2 protein-coding genes are annotated in these 1,872 nt (G+C 47.6%); both read right to left on the bottom strand.

All coding sequences use genetic code 11. The features are described 5' to 3' along the window. Window positions 1-639: a dihydroxyacetone kinase subunit DhaL gene (gene dhaL, locus DXC04_RS15215; protein WP_021860019.1), complete on the bottom strand. Its 639-nt coding sequence runs from the start codon at window positions 637-639 to the stop codon at window positions 1-3. 13 nt (window positions 640-652) lie between these two features. Beyond that, entirely contained in the window at window positions 653-1,648 is a 996-nt protein-coding gene (locus DXC04_RS15210; protein WP_021860018.1) for a dihydroxyacetone kinase subunit DhaK, read from the bottom strand. Between the last annotated feature and the right edge of the window lie 224 nt (window positions 1,649-1,872).

Genomic DNA, 1,872 nt, shown 5'->3' with positions numbered 1-1,872 from the left:
TTATAATAGTTCGCTGATTCCGTCCGCCATTGCGCTGAGGATAATGCAGCAGGAGGTTGCTCCTGCATCCAGTACGCCTCTGGATCTCTCGCCCAGACGGCTGGAACGTCCGAATTTTGCTACCATGTCCTTGGTAGAATCGCGTCCTGCTTCTGCAGCTTTCTTCATCTCTGCCAGTGCTTCTTTGAAATCTTTTCCTTCTGCTCCGGCTGCTTTCATTACGTCCACGGATGGCGCCAGGGTATCTACTAATGTCTTGTCTCCGACTTTCGCATCTACGATCCCGTACAGTCCGTTCAGTCCGGCTTCCAGCATTGTTCCAAGATCTGCCGCTGTGATCTCATCCAGATCTTCTCCTGCTTCTGCCATGTCCATGAAGATTGTTCCATAGATCGGTCCCATAGATCCTCCGATCTCATTTAACAGGATCATTCCCAGTTCGTCCAGTCCTTCGGAGAAACTGATATCTTCATCTTTGAATCTCTCTTCAAATACAGAGAATCCCTTGTTCATGTTCATTCCGTGATCGCCGTCTCCGATCAGTCCGTCTACTTCCCCAAGATATGCTTTGTTATCCTGGATCCCTTTTACCATGCGCATCAGCACCGGTTTTCCTGCTGCGTTTTTAAATGCTCCCATTTTACAAAGCCTCCTAATCCTGTTTCAGTCCCATAGAGTATGCCGGCATATCTATGAGCTCTTTTAATTCATCATCCAGTTTCATGACCGTTAAAGTTGCTCCCATCATCTCCAGGGATGTGAAATAGTTGCCTACATATGCCTTATGTGTCTTGATTCCTTTTTCTGTAAGGAGTCTGTCGATCTCATCATACAGCACATACAGTTCCATCACCGGTGTTGCTCCGAGTCCGGATACGAGTACGACAACTTCGTCCCCTTCTACGAACGGATAATCCGGTACGACAACGTCTACCATACGTTTTGCCATCTCATTGGCTGACTCTAACGGGCATACTTCGATTCCCGGCTCTCCGTGATGTCCGATTCCGACTTCCATCGTTCCTTCTTTGATCTCGAAGTTCGGATGTCCGACTGCCGGAAGGGTACACGGTGTCAGACCGATTCCTACGGATCTTGTATTGTCAATGGCTTTCTGTGCAGCTGCGATAACTTCGTCCAGATCGCCGCCTTTTGCAGCTTTTGCTCCGCCGACTTTCCACATCAGCACTTCGCCTGCCACACCTCGTCTCTTCTCTCTCTGATCCTTCGGTGCGGATGCTACGTCATCGTTTGCTACAACTGTTTTGACTGTAATTCCGGCTTTCTTTGCCATCTTCACTGCCATCTTTACATTCATGTTATCTCCGGAATAGTTTCCGTATAAGCATGCAACACCTTTTCCCTGGTCTGCTACTTTGCATGCATCCAGGAATGCGGCTGCTGTCGGTGAAGAGCAGATCTCTCCGACCGCTGCTGCGTCACACATATTTTTTCCAACATATCCGACAAATGCCGGTTTGTGTCCTGATCCTCCTCCGGTTACGACTCCGACTTTTCCTTCCGGAATGTCTTTTGCTTTTACAACTCTTCCGTTCTCTGTGCTCTCTACAATATCGGAATGTGCTTTCAGAAAACCTTTAAGCATCTCATCTACGATATTGTCCGGGTTGTTCATAATCCGCTGCATATCTATTTTCCTCCTGAATCTCCTATGTCATTTCTATAATAATGCTCTATACTATTACGTGATACCCACGGATTGTTCCGTGCTGCGCATTCTCACAATCCTACCCTTCATTCGCATATCGCGGGATTATCATCCCGCTTTTAAGCTCATGTCGGGTGGGTAGGTCCCAAGGTCTGTATCCACTTATAAGCCAGCTTATGTGGATACAGATCTTTGTCCCTTGG

This window comes from Dorea sp. OM07-5, from assembly GCF_003481355.1.
GTDB classification, from domain to species: Bacteria; Bacillota; Clostridia; order Lachnospirales; family Lachnospiraceae; genus Dorea_D; species Dorea_D hominis.
This window is presented reverse-complemented; position numbering and strand designations above follow the sequence as displayed.

Bases quoted from the DNA above. Each gene is read 5' to 3' on its own strand.
- dhaL (WP_021860019.1), bottom strand. From the start codon at position 639: ATGGGAGCATTTAAAAACGCAGCAGGAAAACCGGTGCTGATGCGCATG.
- DXC04_RS15210 (WP_021860018.1), bottom strand. From the start codon at position 1,648: ATGCAGCGGATTATGAACAACCCGGACAATATCGTAGATGAGATGCTT.